Source organism: Kitasatospora sp. NPDC029367, from assembly GCF_055569135.1.
Genome location: NZ_JBVHYH010000019.1, coordinates 36,488 through 57,954 on the forward strand (window position 1 = coordinate 36,488; position 21,467 = coordinate 57,954).

The following is a 21,467-nucleotide window of genomic DNA, read 5'->3' on the forward strand; positions in this document are numbered from 1 at the left end:
TCATTCGGCCGCTCCCCGGTCCGGTGCTCCGACGGTGGCCCGGTCGAGTTGCGGCAGCCGGCCCCACTTGCCCGGGTGCCAGGGTTCGCGGTCGTCGCTGGGCCAGGCCCGGAACGGCCGGCCGAGCTCCCGGCACAGGTACTGGGCGGCGTACCGGCCGCTGGTGGCGGCCCGGATCAGGCCGCCGAGCGAGGCCCACTGGCCGGCCATGGAGAATCCGGCCAGGCCGGGCAGGCGCATCCGGTCCCGGTTGACCAGGCGGTTGGCGGCGTCCTCGGCCTCGGAGAAGGCCTGCCAGGCGAGGATGGAGCCGCCGGTGTTGCCGGTGAACCGCTCGGTGGTCACCGGCGAGGCGACGTCGACCAGTTCGATCCGGGCGCCGAGCCCGGGGTGGACGCGGTCCAGGAACTCCCGGACGAACGCGGCGACTTCCTGCTTGCGCGCCCGGTAGGCCCGGCGGTCGCGGATCCGCAGCTCCTTCCAGGACCGGTAGTCGCTGAAGTAGGTGCAGTGCAGCACGGACTTGCCGGGCGGCGCGAAGCCCTCCGCGTAGTTCGAGCGCAGCTGCACCACCAGGCTCCGCTGGAGCGAACCGGGCAGCCGGGCGGCGTCCGCCGGGCTCAACAGGTAGGTGGTGCAGTGCGGTTCGCCCTCGGGCAGCGGCCCGTCCAGTCCGACGAAGGCGGAGACCACCGCCGGGTAGAGGTTGCCGGGCTTCTCCAGCAGCTCGCCGTACAGCCGGTCGGTGACGGGGCTGGAGTAGCGGCCGCGCAGCAGCCGGTCGAGCACCGTCGGTCCGTCGCAGGCGGCCACCACGTGGTCGGCGAAGTACCGGGTGCCGTCCCGCAGTTCGACGCCGACGGCGCGGTCCTCCTCGATCAGGATCCGGTCCACCCGGCAGCGGTAGTCGATCATCCCGCCGAGCCGGGTGTACCGCTGCTCCACCGAGCGGGCCAGCCCGAGTGAACCGCCTTGCGGGAAGCCCGCGTTGCCGGTGTGGGCGGCCGCCAGGGTGTAGAGGTAGGGCAGCAGCGGGAAGCCGGCCGGTTCCTGGAGGAACATGGTGGGGAAGGCCCGGCGCAGCAGGGGGTCCTGGAAGCGCTCGGCGAACCGGCTCATCGGGGTGGCCGCGGTGCGCCAGAACAGCCGGAAGGCGGGCAGCACGGTGCGCAGGGTGCGCAGCCGTTCGGCGGTGCTGCGCAGCGGCGGCGGGGTGAGGTCCCAGGGCAGGTCGAGGGCGACGAAGCGGCGCAGGTCGCGGCAGAAGGCCCGGATCGGTGCGGCGTCGCCGGGGGCGAGGGCCAGCAGGTGGGCCTCCAGGCGGTCCGGGTCGGTGTGGAAGGTGACGGCCCGGCCGTGCTCGTCGACGACCCGGTTGAAGGTGTCGAAGTGGGTCACCGACTTGCCGTCCAGGGCACCGAGTTCGCGCCAGACCTGGTGGGCGCCGGTGCCCTCGGCGGTACCGATCAGCCAGTCGATGCAGTAGTCGAAGAGGTAGCCCTGCCGGGACCACGCGGTGCAGCAGCCGCCGGGCAGCACGTGCTTCTCCAGGATCCGGGTCTCCAGCCCGCTCATCTGCGCGTAGCAGCCGGTGGCGAGGCCGGCCAGGCCGGCCCCGATCACGATCACCCGGGGCGGGCCGGCGGCGGTGCGCTCCCGGCGGGGCCAGTCCGGCCCGCGGTCAGCGGCCATCGGCGGTGCCTCCGGCCAGGACGGCGGCGGCCAGTTCCGCGTTGCGGGCGGCGAACTCGCCGTCCAGCATCTCGGCGTGGCTGCCGTGGCCGGCGTGCACGGCGGTTCCGGTGGTGGAGGCGCCGTGCCAGGAGCCGGGTTCGCCGCCGGTGTGGACGCTCAGCCGGTCGCGCTCGCAGACCACGTCCAGCCGGGCCCGGACGCTGCCGGTGTTGGGGGTCCGGCTGCAGAACTCCAGGTAGTCCCTGGCCTGTTGCAGGGTCTCCTGGGCGACGATCCGGGAGCCGGTGTGGCGGTGCAGGTGGTCCCGGAGCTCCCGCTCGAAGACGGCCACGTGCTCCTCGCCCAGGTCGAAGGCGTCCAGGACCCGGTAGGCGTCCACCAGCAGCACCGATTCGACGGTGCTCCCGCGCCGTTCCAGCTCCTTGGCCACCTCGAAGGCGAGGTTGCCGCCGAGCGAGTAGCCGAGCAGCCGGTACGGACCGGCCGGGTGCAGTTCCTCGACCAGGTCGGCGTAGCGCTCGGTCTTGTCGTCGCCGGTCAGGTAGTTGAAGGCGGCGATCCGGTGGCCGGGCAGGGCGGCGGCGAGCTGCCGGTAGACCAGTCCGTGGCCGCCCGCGGGCGGGAAGCAGAAGACCGTACGGCCTTCGGGCGCTTCGGCGTTGAACCACAGGTGGGGCTGGCCGCCGGCCACCTCGCCGGTGATGATCTGCTCGACGGTGCGGGCCATGCCGTGCAGGGTGGTGACCTTGAACAGCAGGCCGACCGGGATGCTGATGTTGAACTCGGTCTGCAGGTGGTGGATCAGCTCGATCAGCCGGATGGAGCTGCCGCCGAGCTCGAAGAAGTCGTGCTGGAGGCCGACTTCGGGCACCCCGAGCAGCTGCTGCCAGTGCGCGGCGACCCGCTGCTCGTAGAGGGTGACGGGCGGTTCGTGGCGCGCGCCGCCGGTGTCGGCGGCGGGCTCGGGCAGGGCGGCGAGGTCGACCTTGCCGTTCGGGGTGAGCGGCAGGGCGGGCAGTTCGGTGAGGTAGGAGGGGATCATCACGGTAGGCAGGTGTTCGGCGAGGTGGCGGCGCAGTTCGCGGCGGTCGAGCGTGACACCCTCGGCGGGCACCAGGTAGGCGGCCAGGGCGGCCTCGCCCGCGCCGTCCTGGCGGACCGTCACACAGGCCTCGGCGACCTCGGGCCGGGCGGTGAGGTGGGCCTCGATCTCGCCCGGCTCGATCCGGTGGCCGCGCACCTTGACCTGGTTGTCGATCCGGCCGAGCAGGTGGGCGGTGCCGGCGGTGTCCCAGCGGCCGAGGTCACCGGTGCGGTAGAGCCGCCGGGGCGTGCCGTCCAGGTCCAGGACCCGGAACCGCTGTTCGGTCTGGACCGGGTCGTTCGGGTAGCCGACCGCGACGCCCGCGCCGCCGATCCACAGTTCGCCGGGCACCCCGGCGGGGACGGGCTCGCCGTAGCGGTCCAGGACGTACAGCTCGCTGTTCGGGAAGGGCCGCCCGATCGGGACCATCCGGCCCGCTTCCAGCTCCTCGGCGTCGCCCTCGTAGTAGCTGCTGTCCACGGTGGCCTCGGTCAGGCCGTAGGAGTTGACCAGCCGGGTGGCCGGGCCGCACAGCGCGCGCAGCCGGTGGTGTTCGGCGGCCTTCCAGGAGTCGGAGCCGACCACCAGCAGCCGCAGGAAGTCCAGCCGCAGGCCTTCGCGTTCGCAGTGGGCCAGCAGGGCGCGGGCCACGGCGGGCACGAACTCGCCGCAGTCCACGGCCTCTTCGCGCATCACCCGGTACAGCCGGGCGGTGTCGAAGAGCAGTTCGCGGTCGACCAGGACGAGGGTGCCGCCGGTGCCGAGGGCCCGGGCGAGGTCGCCGGTGAACACGTCGAAGGCGGTGCCGGCCATCTGGAGGTGCACCCGGGCCTCGGTGTCCAGGCGGTACTCGGCCCGCCAGCCCGCCGTGGCGGCGGCCAGCTGGCGGTGCTGGACCAGCACGCCCTTGGGCCGCCCGGTGGAGCCGGAGGTGTGGATCAGGTACGCGGGCCGGTCCGGGTCGGCGGCGGGCAGCGGCCCGCCAGCGCCGGCGGGCCGGTCCAGGTCGGCCGGGGTGACCGGCCGGGCGGGCAGGTCGGCGGCGGCCCGGTACCGCTCGTCGACCACGACCAGGGCCGCTCCGGCGTCGGCCAGCTGGTGCGCCAGCCGGTCCGCCGGGTGCCCGGGGTCGAGCGGCAGGTAGGCGGCGCCGGCCCGCCAGACCGCCAGCAGAGTGGTGACCAGCTCGGGCGACTTGTCCAGGCAGACCGCGACCACCGAGCCCTCACCGGCGCCGAGTTCGCGCAGCCTGGCGGTGGCGCGCTGGGAGCGCCGGTCCAGTTCGCCGTAGCTCAGCCGCCGGACGGCGTCCCGGCCCGGGGCGACCACCGCGATGGCCTCCGGGTGCTCGGCGGCGGCCTTGGCGATCAGCTCGGGCAGCGGCACGTCGTGGTCGATCCGCCGGGCGGCGCCGCTGAACTCCTCCAGCACGAGCCGCCGTTCGGCCGCGTCCAGCATCCGCAGCCGGCCGACCGGCTCGCCCTCCGGGGCCCGGGTCATGGCGTCCAGCAGGTTGCGGTAGTGGGCGGCGAGGCGCTGCACCGTACCGGGCTCGAAGAGGTCGGAGTTGTACTTGAAGACGCAGTGGAAGCAGCCGTCCGCGCGGTCCTCGTAGGCGGACAGAGTGAGGTCGAACTGCCCTTCCTCCTCGGGGAGTTCGATGTACTCCAGGCGGTAGCCGAAGCGCTCCACGGCGACCTTGTGGGTGAGCAGGATGAACATCGCCTGGAACACCGCGGAGCGGCTCGGGTCGTGCTGGAGGCCCAACTGCTCGACCAGCAGCGGGAAGGGGTACTCCTGGTTGTCCAGCCCGCCGAGCACGCTCTCCCGCACCCGGGCCAGCAGTTCGGTGACGGTCGGCTCCCCGGCCAGGCTCACGTGCAGCGGCAGCGGGTTGACGAAGTAGCCGTAGACGGAGGCGAACTCCTCCTGGGTGCGGCCGGTGACGGGGCTGCCGACCACGATGTCCGGCTGCCCGGACCACCGGTGCAGCAGCAGGTAGTAGGCGCCGAGCAGCACCATGAACGGGGTGGCGCCGTGCGCCCGGGCCAACTCGTGCACCCGGCCGGTCAGTTCCTCGTCGATCCGGAAGAACTCGGAGGCCCCGTTGTGGGTCTGCACGGCCGGGCGCGGCTTGTCGGTGGGCAGCGCCAGCACCGGCATCTCGGCGGGCAGGTGGCCGCGCCAGTAGTCGAGCATCCGCTGCGCCTGCGGCCCGGCCAGGAACCGGTTCTGGTGGTTGAGGAAGTCCAGGTAGCGGGCGGCCACCGGGGGCAGTTCGGGGGTGCGGCCGCTGCGCAGCGCCTGGTAGACCTCGAACAGCTCCTCGATGAAGGTGAAGGTGGAGATGGCGTCCGAGACGATGTGGTGGACGGCCTTCATCAGCACCCAGCGGTCCGGTCCGCGCCGGAACAGCCGCAGCCGCACCAGTGGGTCCTCGGCCAGGTCGTACGGCCGCCGGTACTCGCGGACGATCAGCGCGTGGATCTCCTCCCAGGGGCGGCCCTCGACGTCGAACAGCGCGGTGTCGGCGACGGCTTCGGTGCGGATCCGCTGGACGGGGCGGCCCTCCTCGGCGGTGAAGGCGGCGCGCAGTCCGGGGTGCCGGGCGACCAGGAAGGCGAAGGCGGTGAACATCAGCTCCGGGTCGAGTTCGGCGCGCACCTCGACCGCGCCGCCGATGTTGTACGCGAAGCCGTCCGGGTGGAGCTGGCGCAGGAACCACAGGGCCTGCTGGTTGTGGGTGAGCGGGTAGCGGGCCTCGTCGGTGTGGAGTTCGACCTCGGCGTGCTCCGGGCCGCCCTCGGCGGCGAGCTGTTCGGCCAGGCCGGCGGTGAGCAGCTCGACCAGGTCGGCCACGCTGCCGTTGCTGAGCAGCGCCACCACCGGCAGGGCGACGCCGAGTTCGCCGTGCACCCGGGCGCGCAGCTCCATCGCGAGCAGCGAGTCCAGGCCGTGGGCGCCGAGTCGGGTGTCGGGGGTGATCCGCTCGGCGGCGGTGCGCAGCACGGCGGCGGCGGCCGCGGTGAACCGGTCGGCGACCAGCTGCCGGCGGGTCCGCGGGTCGGCGGCGCGGTAGCCGTCCAGGAAGCCGCCGGTCTCGGCCGGGGCCTGTTCGGCGGCGCCGGCCGCGAGCTCGGCGACCAGGGCCGGCAGGGCGGGGTACCAGGCGAGGAAGGTGGGCCAGTCGACGACGGTGGCGACCAGCAGCTGGGCGTGGTCCTGTCCGAGGACGCGCTCCAGGACGGCGGTGCCGGCCTCCGGGGGCAGCGAGCTCATGCCGCGGGCGTCGCGGTAGTGGGCGACCAGGCCGAGTTCCTCGATCATGCCGGTGGCCCAGGGCCCCCAGTCCAGGCTGAGCGCGGGCCGGCCCTGGGCCCGGCGGTGGTGGGCGAGGGCGTCCAGGAAGGCGTTGCCGGCCGCGTAGTTGGTCTGTCCGGCGGTGGTGAGCAGCGAGGCGACGGAGGCGAACAGCACGAAGTGGTCGAGCGGTTCGTCGGCGAGCAGCCGGTGCAGCAGCTGGGCGCCGGCCACCTTGGGGGCGTACCCGGCGTCGAAGGCGGGCCGGTCCATCTGTGCCAGCAGGGTGTCCCTGACCTGTCCGGCGAGGTGGAACACCCCGCGGATCGGCGGGAGTTGGCGGCGGCGGTGGTCGGCGAGCCAGGCCGCGAGGGCCGTCCCGTCGGTGACGTCCACCGCGGCGATCAACGGTTCGGCGCCGAGCGCCTCCAGTTCGCGCAGGAAGGCGATCCGCTCCCCGGCGGGTGTCGTGGGGTCGACGGCGTGCCAGTCTGCGCGCGGCGGCAGGGCGGTGCGGCCTACCAGGACCAGCCGCCGGGCGCCGCGCCGCACCAGGGTGCGGCAGAGCAGCCGGCCGAGCGCGCCGAACGCGCCGGTGACCAGGTAGCAGCCGTCCGGGCGCAGCACCGGCGGCAGCGGCCGGGTGAGGCCCTCGGCCGGGCGCAGTCGGCTGGTGAGTCGGCGCCCGGCCCGTAGGGCGAGTTCCTGTTCGGCGTCGGCCGGGCGGTCGGCGGCGAGTTCGGCGAGCAGGTCCGCGGCCTGGTCGGCGGCCGGCCGGGCCGGGTCCAGGTCGATCAGGCTGCCGCGCTGGGTGACGAGTTCCTGCTGCCAGAGCACCCTGCCGATGCCCCAGGCGGGGGCGCCGAGCGGTTCGACCCGGTCCTGCGGGCCGGTGGCCTGGGTGCCGCGGGTGACGATGTGCAGCCGGCTGTCGGGGCGGGCGGTGGACAGCGCCCGGGCGAGGGTGACCAGCGAGTAGGCGCCGTGGGTGGCGAGCCGGTCGAGCTGCCCGGGGTCGCCGGGGTCGAGGTCGTCGAGGGCGGGCAGGTCGAGGTTCCACAGGTGGACGACGGTCCGGTGGGCCGGGTCCAGTTCGGCGAACAGCCGCTCGAGGTCCTCGGTGGAGTCGGGCCGTACGGTGGTCCCGCCGTCCCCGGTGGCGTACCAGCTGCCGGGCCGGACGAGGTGGCAGCGGGCGCCGCACCCGGCGGCCAGGGCGGCCAGCCGTTCGGCGAGGCCGCCGGCGTCGGCGAACAGCAGCAGGTCGCCGGTGGGGGCGTCCTGCGGCGCGGCCGGGGCGTCCTGCCAGGCGAGTTCGGTGAGCCAGCCGTCGATGGTGGCCAGGCCGACCGAGGCGGCCGCCCGGGCGACGTCGGCCGCCTTGAAGCCGGTGATCCGGCCGAGTGGGGTGCCGTCCTCGGCGTACAGGGCGAGGTCGCCGACGAGTTCCTCGGCGCTCTCCCGGGTGACGGTGGCGTGCGCCCAGATCGGGCGGTCGCCGATGGCGTCGAGCCGGACCTCCTCGATCGAGACGGGCAGCCGGACGCTGCCGTCCTCGGGGGCGTGCAGCCGGGTGGTGAGCAGGGTCTGGAAGCAGGCGTCGAGCAGCACCGGGTGGAGCTGGTGGTCGGCGGCGCCCGGGCCGAGCCGTTCGGTGGGGCGGATCCGGGCGAGCGCCTCGCCGGGCCCGGTCCAGACCTCGGCGACGGCGCGGAAGGCCGGCCCGTAGTCGTAGCCGCGCTCGGCCAGGCGCCGGTAGCAGTCCGGGCCGTCGAGGTGCTGCCCGCGCCCGCGCAGCGCGTCGAGGTCGGCGGCGGGGCCGTAGGAGCGGCGCTGGCCGGTGCGGACCCGGCCGCCGGCGTGCACGGTGGGTTCGCCGTCGGCCGGGGTGGCGGCGATGGTGAAGCGGGCGTCCTCGGGGGCGTAGCCGAGTTGGACGGGGACGGGTTCGGTGTCGGAGAGGAACAGCGCCCGGTGCAGTTCGACCTCGGCCAGGACGACCTGGCTGCCGCCGGTCAGCGCGCGGACGGCCTGGGCGGCCATCTCCAGGTACCCGGCGGCGGGGAAGACCGCCCGGCCCTCGATCCGGTGGTCGTCCAGGTAGGGCAGCCGCTCGGGGTCGAGCGCGGTGGTCCAGGTGGGTTGGGCGGCGGCGGTGCGGCGGCCGAGCAGCGGGTGGTCGAGCTGCCCGAGCCGGACCTGCTCGACCGGCCTGGGCTCGGCCCAGTGGCGCTCGCGCCGCCACGGGTAGCCGGGCAGCGGCACCGGGCGCCCGGCCGGGTGCAGCGCGTCCCAGTTCAACTCGATGCCGAGGGTGTGGAGTTCGGCGAGGGTGCGGGCGATGCGCTCGGGTTCGTCCTGCTGCCGGCGGATCGACGGCAGGGTGTGCGCCTGCTCGGTGCACTCGCGGATCGCGTGGCCGAGCACCGGGTGCGGGCCGATCTCCAGGAACAGCCGGAGCCCGTCCTCGGCCATCCGCTCGACGGCGGCCCGGAAGCGCACCGGGTGGCGGACGTTCTCCCACCAGTACCCGGCGTCCAGTTCGGGCCCCAGGGCGAGGCCCTCGCGGGCGGTGAGGTGGAGCGGCAGCCGGGCCCGCTGCGGCTTGATCCCGGCCAGGGCGGCGGTCAGTTCGGCCCGGATCGGGTCCATCCGCACGCTGTGGTAGGGGACTTCGACGTCCAGCAGGCGGGCGAAGACACCCTGCTGTTCGAGCTCCGCGGCCAGTTCGCGCAGCGCCTCGGTGTCCCCGGCGAGGGTCACCGCGGAGGGGCTGTTGACGGCGCCGAGCGAGACCAGGTCGCGGTAGGGGCGGATCCGCCGCTCCGCCTCGGCCTCCGGCAGGCCGACGGCGAGCATCGAGCCCGTCCCGGCCAGCCGCTGCTGGAGCGAGCTGCGGGCGAGCACCACCCGGACGGCGTCGGCCAGGTCGTAGACCCCGGCCTCGTGGAAGGCGGCGACCTCCCCGGTGCTGTGGCCCACCACCGCGTCGGGGTGCACGCCGTGGCTGTGCCAGAGCGCCGAGAGCCCCAGCTGGACGGCGAAGTTGGCGGGCTGGGCGAGCCAGGTCGCGGCCATCCGGGAGTCGGCCTCGTCCCGGTCGAGTTCCTCCAGCAGGGACCAGCCGGCCTGGGCGCGGATCTCGGCGTCCACCGCCCGGACGGCCTCCCGGTAGACCGGTTCGCTCTCGTACAGGCCCCGGCCCATCCCCCACCACTGCGGGCCCATGCCGGTGAACACCCAGGCCAGGCGCCGCTGTTCGCGCTCCCGGGCCAGGCCCCGGACGACCCGGGGGTGGGCCTCGCCGCGTTCGTGGGCGGCCAGCGCCTCGGCCAGGTCGGCGGGCCCGGTGTGCACCACGGCGAGTCGCTCGGGCAGGTGCTCGCGGCGGTGCGCCAGGGTGTGGCCGAGGTCCGTCGGGCAGGCGCCCGCGGTGAGCTCCTGACGTACGGCGGCGGCGAGTTCGGGCAGTCCGGCGGCGTCCCGGGTGCTCAGCGGCAGCACCGTGACGGCCGGTCGCCGGGCGAGGGCGACGGGGGCGGGCGGCGGCGGTTCCTCCAGCAGGACGTGGGCGTTGGTGCCGCCGAAGCCGAAGGAGTTGACGCCCGCGCGGGCCGGCCCCTGGTGCTCGGGCCAGTCCACCGGGGCGGTCGGGATGTCGAAGGGCAGCGCGGCCAGGTCGATGGCCGGGTTGGGCCGCTCCAGGTTGAGGTGCGGCGGGATCCGGCGGTGCCGCAGGGCGAGCGCGGTCTTGATCAGCCCGGCGACCCCGGCGGCGGCCTCGGTGTGCCCGATGTTGGTCTTCACCGAGCCGACGTAGCAGCGCTCCCCCTCGCGGCGGCCGATGCCGAGCACCCGGCCGAGCGCGGCCGCCTCGATCGGGTCGCCGACCGGGGTGGAGGTGCCGTGCGCCTCGACGTACTGGAGGCTGCCGGGCTGCACCCCGGCACCGGCGCAGACCCGTTCGATCAGGGCGGCCTGGGCGTCCGCGCTGGGGACGGTGATGCCGTTGGTGCGGCCGTCCTGGTTGACGCCGGTGCCGAGGATCACGGCGTGCACCGGGTCGCCGTCGCGCAGCGCGTCGGAGAGCCGCTTGAGCACCACCACGCCGACCCCCTCGGCCCGCACGTAGCCGTCGGCGGAGGCGTCGAAGGCGCGCGAGCGGCCGTCGGCGGAGAGGAAGCCGCCCTTGGTCTCGGCGATGGTGTACTGCGGCGCCATGTGCAGCAGGGCGCCGCCGGCCAGGGCGAGTTCGGTCTCGCCGCGGAGCAGGCTCTGGCAGGCCAGGTGGACCGCGACCAGGGAGGAGCTGCACGCGGTGTCGATCGAGACGCTGGGGCCGCGGAAGTCGAAGCAGTGCGAGATCCGGTTGGACACCATCGTCATCATGGTGCCGGTGGCGGTGTGCGCGGCGATGGTGGTGAAGTCCAGGTCGGCGAACTGGAGGATCTTCCAGTCCAGGGTGAAGGCGCCCATGTAGACGCCGACGTCCCGCCCGGCCAGCGTGCCGGGGCGCAGCCCGCCGTCCTCCAGCGCCTCCCAGCTCACCTCCAGGAGCTTGCGCTGCTGCGGGTCCATATGGGCGGCCTCGCGGGGGCTGATCCCGAAGAAGGCGGGGTCGAAGGTGTCGAAGCCGTCGATGTAGCCGCCCCGGCCGCCGATCAGCCGCCCCGGCTTGGCGCGGTCCCGACTGCCCAGGGTGCCGGTGTCGTACCGGTCGGCGGGGGTGTCGGTGAGACAGTCCCGGCCCTCGATCAGGTTGCGCCAGTAGGTCCGGTGGTCGTTGGCGTGTCCCGGCAGGCGGCAGCCGATGCCGGTGATCGCGATCCGTTCGCAGGGCACGGCGAAGGGCGAGGTGGTCATGGTCCTATCCGAGGGTGGTGGCGGGGACGGCGCGGGCACGGGCAGGGACGGCTGCCGGGGACCGGTCGGAACGGAACGGGTCGGCGAGTCGTCGGGCGGGGACTCGTCGAAGGGCGGAACTCGTGAGGCGGGAACTCGTCGGAGGCGGAACTCTTCGGGCGGGGACTCGTCGGGCCGGCCCGACGGTCCGGGCCGGTGGGTGTCAGACGGACTGCTCGGTGGTCTTCATCCGGCGCCAGGGGTGCAGCAGGGTGGCGCCGAGTTCTCCGGTGGTCGGGAACGCGGCCGGGTCGGTGAGGCCGACGGCTTCCGGGATCCGACCGGGCCGCCAGGTGAAGCTCCCGAACACGTGGTCCCACAGCGACAGGTCGGAGGCGTAGTGGCCGGCTTCGGCGAGGTCGGTGCTGTGGTGCAGGCGGTGGAGTTCCGGGCCGGCCAGGACGTGGCCCAGCCAGCCGATCCGGACGTCGATGTTGGCGTGGACGAAATACCCCTGCGCCATCACGAATATTCCGACCACGAACACTGAATCCGCCGAGAATCCGATCATCGCCAGCAGAAGTTGGACCACGGACTGGGCGAACAGCACGTCCAGGAAGTGGTTGACGCCGTTGTTGGCGACGTTCACCTTGTCCGGCACGTGGTGCACGCCGTGCAACCGCCAGAGCCAGCGGTTGCGGTGCGACCAGCGGTGCACCAGGTAGTCCCCGAGCGAGCCGATCAGCAGGGCGAGCGGGATCTCCAGCGCGAAGGGCAGCGCCGGACGAGCCGGCCCGAGCGCCACCACCAGGGCGGACACCAACCCCTGGGCCAGCCCGCCGCCCACCATGCTCAGCGCGAAGTACACGCCGTACCACCGCAGTTCACGCCCGCTCGGATGCCAGTCGGTCCGGTACGGGATCACCCGTTCCAGCACCGCCAGGTAGCAGATGACGGCGATCAGCAGGAGCGGGGAGACCTGGTCGGGCGCCCAGTGGAAGCGCAGTGTCGCGACGGCAGTGCACAACACCCCCAGGAGCAGCAGCGGATGGGCGAGCCGGCGTGCGATGGCGGACAGCACGCTCCCCCTAGTTATTCGCGGACCAACGAACGGAAACGTCAGAGACTCTAGCGGGAGACGCTGACGGGGTCAGTCATTCGACGTGTTAACGCCATGAATAACCCGATCGGCGGAAGATCTGCACACGAAGTTGACCAATTGAGGGCGTGAACGGGGCGCAATCGGGGGCGGGGCGGAATAGGCCGGAGTACGGCGCGCGCGATACCCGTACGGTCCGCCACCCACGCCCCCTCCGGCGCTCGGCGGGGGGTGGAGGGGGATGGAGGGGCCGCCGGGGGCTCAGGACCCGGCCAGCTCCGCCAACCGGTCGGCGGTCCGCGGCCCGTACCGCGCGAGGCGCTCGCGCAGGCCGCGCAGCTCGTGCCCGACCAGCGCGGGCAACGCGGCCACCGGCACCGACTCCAGGGCGGGCGCCAGCAGGTCCACGGCCGTCCGCGGATCGTGCGCGCAGGCGTGGCAGTCGGCCGCCCGGACGGTGAACAGCAGCCGGCTGGACGGCAGCTGGGTCGGACCGAGCAGCCCGAGCGCGGTCTCGGTGGCCGCCAGCGCCCGCCGGGCCAGCCGGGGATCGTCCACCGCGGCGGCGAGGTCGCGCAGCGCGGCGGCAGCGGCGGACTCCACCCGCAGCCGCATCGAGGCGATGGACAGCCACGGCACGTCCGCCTCGTCCCGGGCGTCGATGTGCTCCAGGTCCGCCCGGGCCAGCGCGATGTCGCGGACGGTGCCGCGCACGTCCCCGGTCAGGGCCCGGGCCCGGGCCCGACTGATCCGGCCCATCGCCCCCGCCCAGGGCCGCTCCGGGGCGACCCGGTCGATCTCCCGGGCGTAGCCGAGCGCGGCCACCGGGTCACCGTCCAGCCGGGCCAGGATGCTGAGGTCGCTGAGCGTGCCGACCTGGGTGGCCCGGTCCCCGGCCAGCCCGGCCCAGGTGAGCGCCCGGTCGAAGCAGGCCATGGCGGTGGCGTTGCGGCCGTCCTGCATCCGCAACGCCCCGGCGGCATGGGCGTGTTCGGCGGCCAGCCGGGCCAGCGGACGGCGCCGGGCGGCAGGCGCGACGGCCAGCCGGGCGAGCACCACGTGCAGGGTGCGTTCGACGGCGGCGACCAGCCCGGCCAGGGCGCCGGTCTCGGCGGCCCGCAGCTGGGCGGCGAGCAGCCCGGCCAGGGCGTGCGCGGTGGCGGCGTCCAGCGGCGGCGCGGTGGCCGGGTCGGCGGTACGGAACTCGTCGTACAGCAGGGCGAGTTCGTCCGGCGGCGGGACGGCGCAGCCCTCGGCGTCATGCAGCGGGCAGAGCAGTCCGTAGTCCGGCAGTCGGGCCGGGGCGAGCAGGACCGGGTCGACGGGAACGGACCCGGGAGCGGACCCGCGAGCGGACGCGGGCCCGTCCGGCACCCCGCCGGGCAGCGGCGGCCGGAGCAGGCCGGGGGCGAAGGGGGCCGGCAGCGGCAGTCCGGCGGTCTCGGCGTGCAGGCAGGCCGCCACCAACTCCCCGCCTGCATTCAGCAGTTCGTCGATCCGCTCGGCCATCCTGGGGGCGACCCGACGGGAACCGTGCTCGATCTTGCTGACCGCGGTGTGGTCGTAGCCGATCCCGGCGCCGAGCTGTGCCTGGGTGAGTCCGGCCCGGCGCCGCCAGTGCCGCAGCCGGGCGCCGAACTCCCGCCAGGCGCCCGCCTGCTGGACGTCCGGGGGCGGGGCCTGGGCCGAACGGTTCCGGTGCACGGCTGTCCTCCCCCTGTACGCCCCCGACGCGGGGCCCTGGGACGAGTCCGACGAGGAGGACGGTACTCGATGGCTCCCCGTCCCGTACATGAGGTGGTCTCAACCACTGGTGGGAAAGCCCAGCTTGACGCGAAACGGCACCCGCACCTTGACGGAATTTGCCAACCCTATGCAGAGCCTGCACCAGCCATTGACCCGGGCATGACGCCATGTGAGTGTTCGGGCACCCGAGCGCGGACGGCCCGCACGGCCGTCCCCCCAGAAGCGGCCCGCGGTGCGCCACCAGCCCTTTCCGTCCGCGGTCGAGGACCCCCACTCGCGAGGAGCGTCGATGCAACGCAGAGTTTCCCCAGGGCGGTTGCTCACCACGGCGACCACCCTGACCGTACTGGCGGGCCTGATCGGCGCCACCGCCGGGACGGCCACCGCCGCGCCCACCCCCTCCCCCGCACCACCCAGCGCCCTGGCCGCCGCCGTGAACGCCGCCGACGCGGCCGCCGCAGCCGGCACCGACGCACTGGCCAAGGGACCGGGCGAGACCTACGAGCGCAAGGCCGTCACCCCCTGGCTGAACGGCCTCTACTCCGTCTCCTACGAACGCAGTTACCGCGGTCTGCCCGTGGTCGGCGGCGACGCCGTGGTACTCGCCGACGGCAGGGGCACCGTGCGCGGCCTCCAGTCGGCCGCCACCGGGCCGGTCGGCGGCTCGATCACCCCGCAGATCAGCGCGGCCAACGCGGAGAAGACCGCGCGGACCAAGCTGCCCGTCGTCGACCAGGTCGAGTCCCGCCGCCTGGTCGTCCGGGTCAAGGACGGCGCCGGCCGGCTCGCCTGGGAGACCGTACTCAAGGGCCGGACCGAGAACGCGCCCAGCCACCTGCACGTCTTCGTCGACGCCGCCACCGGCGAGGTCGTCGACAGCTACGACGACGTCCGGGCCGGCACCGTCAACAGCAAGTGGAACGGCCCCGGCCCGCTGACCATCAGCACCACCAACTCCGGCGGCTCGTACGCCCTGCGCGACCCGAGCCGGCCCGGCCTGTCCTGCTCCGACAACGACACCGGCCAGGTGTTCACCAAGTCCTCGGACTCCTGGGGCAACGGCAATCCGTCCAGCCGGGAGACCGGCTGCGGCGACGCCATGTGGGCGGCCCAGAAGGAATGGGACATGCTCCGCGACTGGCTCGGCCGCAACGGCCACGACGGCAACGGCCGCAGCTGGCCGATCAAGATGGGCCTCAACGACGTCAACGCCTACTGGGACGGCAGCTCCGTCTCGATCGGCCACAACCAGGCCGGCGAGTGGATAGCCGCCCAGGACGTCGTCGGCCACGAGTTCGGCCACGGCATCGACCAGTACACCCCCGGCGGCGCCAACAACGAGAACGGCCTCGGCGAAGGCACCGGCGACATCTTCGGCGCGCTCACCAAGGAGTACAACAACGAGCCCGCGCCGTACGACTACCCCGACTACCAGGTCGGCCGCGTGATCAACCTGGTCGGCCAGGGCCCGATCCGCAGCCTGTACCAGCCCTCGCTGGTCAACAACGACCCGAACTGCTACTCCTCCTCGATCCCGAGCACCGAGGTGCACGCGGCCGCCGGACCGCTGAACCACTGGTTCTACCTGCTGTCCAACGGCTCCAACCCGGGCGGCGGCAAGCCCAACAGCCCGACCTGCAACAACTCCAGCGTCACCGGCATCGGCGTCAAGCAGGCCGGCCAGGTCTGGTACGGCGGCATGCTGCTCAAGACCAGCGGCATGACCTACAAGCGCTACCGCACCACCACCCTGACCGCGGCCAAGAACCTCGACCCGAGCTGCACCTTCTACAACCGCACCAAGGCCGCCTGGGACGCCGTCAGCGTGCCCGCGCAGAGCGGTGACCCGACCTGCACGCCGTCCGGCAACAACGACTTCTCGCTCGCGCTCGGCCCGGCCGCCGGCTCCGTCCAGCCCGGCTCGTCGACCACCGCGACGGTCTCCACCGCCGTCACCTCCGGCACCGCGCAGACCGTCAACCTGACCGCCACCGGCGCCCCGACCGGGGTCACCGCGACGCTCAGCCCCTCCTCCGTGCAGACCGGCGGCTCCGCGACGCTGACCCTGTCCGCCTCCTCCGGCGCCCCCGCCGGCACCTACGTGATCACCGTGACCGGCACCGCCGGCGCGGCCACCCACACCGCCCAGTACACCCTGACCGTCGGCGGCGGCACGCCCGGCGGGCCCGCCCCGGACATCGACGTGGCCAAGGTCCAGGCCGACCTGGCCCAGCTGAACACCATCGCCAACCAGAACGGCGGCAACCGCCGGGCGGGCAGCGCCGGCCACACCCAGTCCGTGGCGTACATCAAGGGGAAGCTCCAGGCGGCCGGCTTCCAGGTCAGCGAGCAGACCTGCACCTCCTGCAGCTACCAGTCCAACAACCTGATCGCCGACTGGCCCGGCGGCCCGTCCGACCAGGTCACCATGCTCGGCGCCCACCTGGACAGCGTCTCGGCCGGCCCCGGCATCAACGACAACGGCTCCGGCTCCGCCGTCCTGCTGGAGAACGCCCTCGCGCTCGCCCAGCAGAACCCCACGCTCACCCGGCACCTCCGCTTCGCCTGGTGGACCGGTGAGGAGCAGGGCCTCCAGGGCTCCCAGTACTACGTCGGCCAGCTGGGCTCCACCCAGCGCTCCGCGATCAAGGCCTACTACAACTTCGACATGGTCGGCTCGCCCAACGCCGGCTACTTCATCAACAACCTCACCTCCGCGGCCTCCGCGCCGATGAAGGCCTACTGGGACTCGCTCAACCTCCAGCCCGAGGAGAACGTCGAGGGCCAGGGCCGCTCCGACGACTACTCCTTCCAGCAGGCCGGCATCCCGACCTCCGGCTACGCGGCCGGCGCCAGCGCCGTCAAGACCTCCGCGCAGGCCGCCAAGTGGGGCGGCTCGGCCGGGCAGTCCTACGACTCCTGCTACCACCAGTCCTGCGACACCACCTCCAACGTCGACGCCACCGTGCTCAAGCGCAACGCCAACGGCGTGGCCTACACCATCTGGAAGACCTCGGTCGGCGGCACCACCCCGGCCAACGACTTCTCCGTCTCGGTGAACCCGGCCACCGCCACCGTCAAGCCCGGCGCCTCCGCCACGGCCACCGTCGCCACCGCCACCACCTCCGGCTCCGCCCAGACGGTCAACCTGACCGCCTCCGGCGCCCCGGCCGGCGTGACCGTCTCCTTCAACCCCTCCTCCGTCCAGTCCGGCGCCTCCGCCTCCATGACCGTCGCCACCGCGGCCAACACGGCGGCCGGCACCTACAGCATCACCGTCACCGGAACCGGCTCCGCCACCCACACCACCAGCTTCACCCTGGTCGTCGGCAGCGGAACCCCCGACCCCGGCAACGCCTGGACCCCCGGCACCACCTACCAGGCCGGTGACGTCGTCACCTACAACGGCGTCAGCTACCGCTGCCTCCAGGGCCACACCGCCCAGGTCGGCTGGGAGCCGCCGATCGTGCCCGCCCTCTGGCAGGAGGTGTGACCCGCCCGGGCCGCGCCGACTGACCGCCCCTGAACCGCTGCGCCGCGATCCGTCGAGGGGGACGGACCGCGGCGCAGCCGTACGCCTCCGGTTCCTCACCCCGGATGGAAGGCCACCCGGACGCCGGAGTCGAGCGACAGGACCAGGACGTTGCCCGTGTCCCAGGTCCAGTCGCGCGGGATCAGGAACATCCGGCTCCCGGACTGCGCCAGCAGTCGGAACCCGTGATAGCGGTGATGGAACCGCTGCCCCTGACCGGCGTCGGCCAACGGGGCCTCCCGCACCGCGGGCCAGGTCACGTAGAGGGGTTCCGTGGTGTCCACGATCATCGCCGGACGCTCGTCGAGCTGCGAGCCCAGCCTGCGGGCGTCCTCGGTCCCCTTGGTGTGGGCGTAGCCGGTGGCCGCCCAGAAACAGCACAGGACGACGATCGCCACGACCACCGCGACGGCGGTGCGCTCACCGCGGAGCGGGTACGGGCTTCCCGTGGTGCGCACGAAGAGCATCCGGGCCAGCAGGGCGAGGAGCAGGGCGCCGCCGATGAACAGCGGGGCGGCATCCGGGCCCAGGTCCACCGCCTCGAATCCGGTGAGGAAGCCCAGCACCAGCAGCGGAACGACGGCCACCGCGAGCACCAGGCACACCCGGCGGACCCAGCCGGAGCCGCCCCGCCTGGTCGCGAGGTGGTAGCCGAGCGCGACGAGCAGCATCCCGAACAGCAGGCCCCCGACCGGGACGAACAGCGCGGGGGAACCACGGACCAGGAAGTCCGGCGTCGAGAAGCCGAGCGTGGCGGCGTCCAGGCCGAAGTAGTGGTAGAAGGAGTCGGTGTAGGCGAAGCCGAGGAAGAAGAGCAGCGCGGTGACGAAGGTGGTCGGGGCGACGACCGAGGTCAGCACACCGACCCAGTTGAACCGGGTGTCGACCGGCGGCTCGGCATCGTGATCGGCGGACCCCTCCGGCACCGTGCTCAGGGGGTGCTCCCGGTCGAGGCCCCCGTGCCGCCGCCGGTCGGGGCCCCGCTCTGGCTGGTGCCACCGGTGTTGCCGGTGTTGCCGGTCTCGCCGGTGCCCTGGATCGTCCCACTGGCCCTGATCTTCCTGCTCTCACCCCCGATGGTCACGGTCAGGCAGATCGGGCGGTCGGCCGAGCTACTGGACGACAGCGTGAACGACTGCAGCGGGCTGCTGCCACCGGTCACGGTGACTTCCGCGCTGAGCGGAGTCGCGTACTGCGCTCCGGAACTGCAGTCATTGACCTTGCTGAGGATGGCCTTGAACGTCGTGGTGGACGTGGTCGTCAGCCCCACCTGGGCGAGGGTGCCACTGCCGCTGGCGGACGCCGACACCTCACCCGCGTCCGCGAACCCCCCGCCGCCCCCGCGGCCCGTGGTCCGGGTGTCCTCCGTACCGCCGGTGCCGCCGTTCTGGCCGGTCGAGCCGCCTCCGCCCTGCCCGGTCGATGCGGTGCTGCCACCACCACCGCCACCACCACCACCGCCGCCACCGCCACCGCCGGAGCAGGCCGCGAGGGCCGGTACGAGCAGGGCGGCTGCCAGCCATCGGGCCGCTCGACCGGTCCTGCTGCCTCCGATGTGCCGGGTCCCGGGCATCCGTTTCTCCCATCAGCGCGGTGAGCCGGGGCCTGACGGCCCCGCCGCACGGTACCCGTTCGCACACGACAGGCCCGCTTGCCGCGCGGCCCCCGGTCGGGCCCGTCACCCGTTCGGTGCAGCCCGACCCCCTTCCGCTCTGGCATAGAGTCGAAACGGACGACCCGTCAGTAGAGCGGAAGGACATCACCCGTGACCACGGACACCGTGCCCGTGCCGGAACTGGCCCCCGAGGCCGTCGAGGAGTGGCGGGCGGAGGAGGCGGAACTGGTCGAACTGCTCGCCCGGGCGCAGCGCGGCGTCGGCGGGATCGCCGCGTTCCGGCTCGGGCCGACGCCGACCGTGCTGGTGACCGATCCGGCCGCGGTGCAGCACGTGCTGGGCCGGCACCCCGACCGCTACGTGAAGCGTTCGCACCGGGCCCGGATGCTGGTCGGCGACGGCGTGCTGTCCGCCACCGGGGAGGCCTGGAAGCGCCAACGGCGGCTGTTGCAGTCGCAGTTCACGGGCACCGGGATGCGCCGCTACGAGCAGCGGATCGCCGCCGCCGCGCGCCGCACCGCCGAGCGCTGGGAGGGGTACCGGCGCAGCGGGGAGACCTTCGACGTGGCCGAGGAGATGCGCGGCTTCGCCCTGGACACCGTCTGGCGGGCGCTCACCGGGCTGCCGCTCGACGACCGTACGGACACCGAACTGCGCTCGGTGGAGCGGGTGGTGGCCGCGATGCCGAAGCTGCCCACCAACGCCGCCGACGCCCGGGACACCGTCGCCGAGGACCTCGCCCGGATCGACGCCGTCGCCCAGGCCGCGATCGACGCGGCCCGCGCCGCCGCCGACCTCCCGGAGCCGGGGGTGCTGCGCGTCCTGCTCGACGCCGCCGACCGACACCCCGAGTACACCGACCGGTTGATCCGCGACGAGCTGGTCACCCTGCTGGTCGCGGGCCACGAGACCACCGCCACCACGCTGACCTGGCTGTTCCTGCTGCTCGACGACAACCCCGGCGCCCGGCACGCCGACCCGCACGCGCTGGTCAGCGAGACCCTCCGGCTCTACCCCTCCGCCTGGCTGCTCCCCCGGCACGCCGTCGAGGACGACGTGATCGCCGGCCACCACATCGCCGCCGGGACGGACGTGCTGGTCTGCCCCTACCTCACCCACCGCGACCCGGCGCTGTGGCCGTCCCCGGAGCGCTTCGACCCCACCCGCTTCGCCCCCGGCGGCGCCCGCCCCACCGAGCTCGGCGCCTACCTCCCCTTCGGCCTCGGCGCCCGCGCCTGCCTGGGCACCCAGTTCGCCCTGCGGGAGAGCACCGCCCTGCTGGACCTCCTGCTCCCGCTGGGCCCGCTGGAGTTCCACTCCCGCCCGAGCGGGGCGGCCTACAGCATCACCGTCCGCCCGAACGGCCCGACCCCCGCGGCCTTCCGCCGGTAGCCCGGCTCCCCGGCACGGCCGTGGCCGCCCCCGGGAGCGGGAGCGGCCACGGCCTCGACGGAGTGGCCCGGCCGGTCGAGCCGGATCAGTCCAGGCGGGACTTCGGATTCACCGTGCAGAAGAAGACCCGGCTGTTCCGCTTGTCGAAGTAGAAGCTCCCCGAGTACTGGCTCTGCGTGACCGTCCGGTCGAACGATTCGCTGTGCAGCCACGCCGACTTGGTGTCACCGAGCTCTGCGGCGAGTGCGCCCGGAACGGGACAGTCGATGCCCTGCTCCGTCCACGTCCCGCCCCCGGTGATGCTCGCGAGCGTCGCGGGATCGATCTGGGCGAAACCGTCGAGGCTCACGTCGGTCGGCCCGGGAACCCCCGAACCGCCGTCCTTACCCAGTGTCCGGCCGATCCACTTCGTCGCCGACAGCTCGCCCAGTTGCGGGAAGCGGCGCTTCAACGGGTCGACATCGGTGCGGATCTGCGCCACGGTCGTAGCGGCAGCAGTGGCAGCCGGGGCACTCCGCCGGTCCTCCGAGTCCACCCGGGCCTGGTTCGACGCGCAGCCGGAGGCAAGCAGCGCGGCCACGGGCAGGAGGAGCAGAGCACGGGCGCCCAGGAAGCGCCGCCTCAGCTCTACACAGTCCATCGGTTCATCATCCTCACCCAGGGGCCGTCCACCTCGATGTCCGTCACCACGTAGGTCCAGTCGCTGAGTTCACTCATGCGGTCGACGCTACCGCGCCCGTCGGCCGGTGCTCCGGCGCCGTCAGGTGTCCAGGGCGTGACCGGTGGTCGCGTCGATGTGGGCCGGGACGGGGTCGTGGCGGTCGCCGACGGTGGGCGTGCCGGTGGGTTCGAACATCAGGATCGCGGCGCCGTTCGGGGCCTGCGGCCTGTGCTCGGTGCCGCGCGGGACGGTGAAGACGGAGCCCTTCGGGAGCAGCACGGTGCGCTCGCCGCCGGATTCGCGCAGCGAGATGCGGAGTTCGCCGTCGAGGACGAGGAAGAACTCGTCGGTGTCGTCGTGGGCGTGCCAGACGTGTTCGCCGTGGACCTTGGCGATCCGGACGTCGTAGTCGTTGACGCGGGTGACGATGCGGGGGCTCCACAGGGCGTCGAAGGTGGCCAGGGCCTGGTCGAGGGCGATGGGTCGGTTGCTCATGCGCCC

10 protein-coding genes are annotated in these 21,467 nt (G+C 73.7%); 2 read left to right on the forward strand and 8 right to left on the reverse strand.

Annotated elements, in window-relative coordinates:
* From ACZ4W5_RS13325 to ACZ4W5_RS13340, 4 genes are all read right to left on the reverse strand, one after another.
* On the reverse strand, positions 1-1,692 hold the full coding sequence (locus tag ACZ4W5_RS13325) for a phytoene desaturase family protein (RefSeq protein ID WP_465654287.1): 1,692 nt from the start codon (positions 1,690-1,692) through the stop codon (positions 1-3).
* Positions 1,682-10,942 (reverse strand): non-ribosomal peptide synthetase/type I polyketide synthase, encoded by a 9,261-nt coding sequence (locus tag ACZ4W5_RS13330; RefSeq protein WP_465654289.1) that lies wholly within the window; start codon positions 10,940-10,942, stop codon positions 1,682-1,684. The genes ACZ4W5_RS13325 and ACZ4W5_RS13330 overlap by 11 nt, the downstream gene beginning before the upstream one ends.
* 202 nt (positions 10,943-11,144) lie before the next feature.
* A complete protein-coding gene (locus tag ACZ4W5_RS13335; RefSeq protein ID WP_465654394.1) occupies positions 11,145-12,017 on the reverse strand; it encodes a sterol desaturase family protein in 873 nt (290 codons plus the stop codon).
* A gap of 264 nt (positions 12,018-12,281) precedes the next feature.
* Entirely contained in the window at positions 12,282-13,724 is a 1,443-nt protein-coding gene (locus tag ACZ4W5_RS13340; RefSeq protein ID WP_465654291.1) for a helix-turn-helix domain-containing protein, read from the reverse strand.
* A 331-nt stretch (positions 13,725-14,055) separates the two neighbouring features.
* Here ACZ4W5_RS13340 and ACZ4W5_RS13345 point away from each other — a divergent pair, with 331 nt between their 5' ends.
* A complete protein-coding gene (locus ACZ4W5_RS13345) occupies positions 14,056-17,259 on the forward strand; it encodes a M28 family peptidase (protein ID WP_465654293.1) in 3,204 nt (1,067 codons plus the stop codon).
* A gap of 95 nt (positions 17,260-17,354) precedes the next feature.
* Here ACZ4W5_RS13345 and ACZ4W5_RS13350 read toward each other — a convergent pair whose 3' ends face one another.
* Positions 17,355-18,224 (reverse strand): hypothetical protein, encoded by an 870-nt coding sequence (locus tag ACZ4W5_RS13350; protein ID WP_465654295.1) that lies wholly within the window; start codon positions 18,222-18,224, stop codon positions 17,355-17,357.
* Between the two features lie 5 nt (positions 18,225-18,229).
* Positions 18,230-18,871 (reverse strand): hypothetical protein, encoded by a 642-nt coding sequence (locus tag ACZ4W5_RS13355; RefSeq protein ID WP_465654297.1) that lies wholly within the window; start codon positions 18,869-18,871, stop codon positions 18,230-18,232.
* A 192-nt stretch (positions 18,872-19,063) separates the two neighbouring features.
* Here ACZ4W5_RS13355 and ACZ4W5_RS13360 point away from each other — a divergent pair, with 192 nt between their 5' ends.
* Complete coding sequence (locus tag ACZ4W5_RS13360; protein WP_465654299.1) at positions 19,064-20,305, forward strand: cytochrome P450; 1,242 nt, start codon at positions 19,064-19,066, stop codon at positions 20,303-20,305.
* An 85-nt stretch (positions 20,306-20,390) separates the two neighbouring features.
* On the opposite strand, the gene ACZ4W5_RS13365 is transcribed toward ACZ4W5_RS13360, so the two are convergent.
* Together ACZ4W5_RS13365 and ACZ4W5_RS13370 are read right to left on the reverse strand one after the other, a co-directional pair.
* Positions 20,391-20,945: a hypothetical protein gene (locus tag ACZ4W5_RS13365; RefSeq protein WP_465654301.1), complete on the reverse strand. Its 555-nt coding sequence runs from the start codon at positions 20,943-20,945 to the stop codon at positions 20,391-20,393.
* A 120-nt stretch (positions 20,946-21,065) separates the two neighbouring features.
* Entirely contained in the window at positions 21,066-21,461 is a 396-nt protein-coding gene (locus ACZ4W5_RS13370; protein WP_465654303.1) for a cupin domain-containing protein, read from the reverse strand.
* Positions 21,462-21,467 lie beyond the last annotated feature (6 nt).

What these genes read in the sequence shown, in the direction of transcription:
- ACZ4W5_RS13325 (WP_465654287.1), bottom strand. Translation starts at nt 1,692, where the DNA reads ATGGCCGCTGACCGCGGGCCGGACTGGCCCCGCCGGGAGCGCACCGCC.
- ACZ4W5_RS13330 (WP_465654289.1), bottom strand. Translation starts at nt 10,942, where the DNA reads ATGACCACCTCGCCCTTCGCCGTGCCCTGCGAACGGATCGCGATCACC.
- ACZ4W5_RS13345 (WP_465654293.1), top strand. Translation starts at nt 14,056, where the DNA reads ATGCAACGCAGAGTTTCCCCAGGGCGGTTGCTCACCACGGCGACCACC.
- ACZ4W5_RS13355 (WP_465654297.1), bottom strand. Translation starts at nt 18,871, where the DNA reads ATGCCCGGGACCCGGCACATCGGAGGCAGCAGGACCGGTCGAGCGGCC.
- ACZ4W5_RS13365 (WP_465654301.1), bottom strand. Translation starts at nt 20,945, where the DNA reads ATGGACTGTGTAGAGCTGAGGCGGCGCTTCCTGGGCGCCCGTGCTCTG.
- ACZ4W5_RS13370 (WP_465654303.1), bottom strand. Translation starts at nt 21,461, where the DNA reads ATGAGCAACCGACCCATCGCCCTCGACCAGGCCCTGGCCACCTTCGAC.